This is a genomic window from Vibrio sp. PSi01 (assembly GCF_054960695.1).
Genome location: NZ_JBHNYN010000047.1, coordinates 1 through 779, shown reverse-complemented (window position 1 = coordinate 779; position 779 = coordinate 1). Strand labels below are relative to the sequence as shown.

Genomic DNA, 779 nt, shown 5'->3' with positions numbered 1-779 from the left:
ATGTAGTGGTCAACTAAAATTGGCCACGGTTTTAGAGTTTTCCCAATATAATCGTTCTGATTCATTGGGAGTTAGACCACCGTTATACTGATGTGGTCTGAGTTGGCAGTAGTATCCGATAATGTAACGGGTAATCTCTTGTTGAGCCTCAGCGAAGCTACGATAACCCACAGTTGGCACCCATTCCGTTTTCAGACTTCTAAAGAAACGCTCCATCGGCGCATTATCCCAACAATTTCCTCGGCGAGATAAACTCTGTTTTATTTGAAAACGCCACAGCAATTGACGGTATTTACGGCTAGTATAATGACTGCCTTGATCGCTATGGAACATAACACCTTTAGGCTTACCACGTGACTCATAAGCCATCGAAAGAGCTTTGCCTGTTAGTTTAGAATCAGGTGATAGAGACATCGACCAACCAATCACTTTTCGGGCAAAAAGATCGATAACAACGGCTAAATACATCCACCGATTACCTGTCCAAATATACGTCACATCCCCAGCCCAGACCTCATTTGGGGCGGTAACCGCAAACTGACGACCTAAGTGATTTGGAACGTCAATATGTTTTTGTGAAGCCTTGCGGTAACGATGTTTTGGCACTTGGCAACTCACTAAACCAAGCGTTCTCATAAGTTTTGTTGCTCGGTATCGGCTCAGCTTTACACCCTGATTTGTGACTATATCTGCAATGGTTCTCGCTCCCGCAGAGCCATTGCTTGCAGCGTGAGCCTCACTGACCAAGCTGCGCAATTTTACTGTTTCAGCGTTAATTA

At 44.5% G+C, this 779-nt stretch carries 1 protein-coding gene; it reads right to left on the bottom strand.

Translation table 11 applies throughout. The features are described from left to right. Positions 1-9 precede the first annotated feature (9 nt). Positions 10-779: IS3 family transposase (locus ACFI6G_RS22180; RefSeq protein ID WP_462710483.1), on the bottom strand; the 770-nt coding region annotated here is incomplete at its 5' end.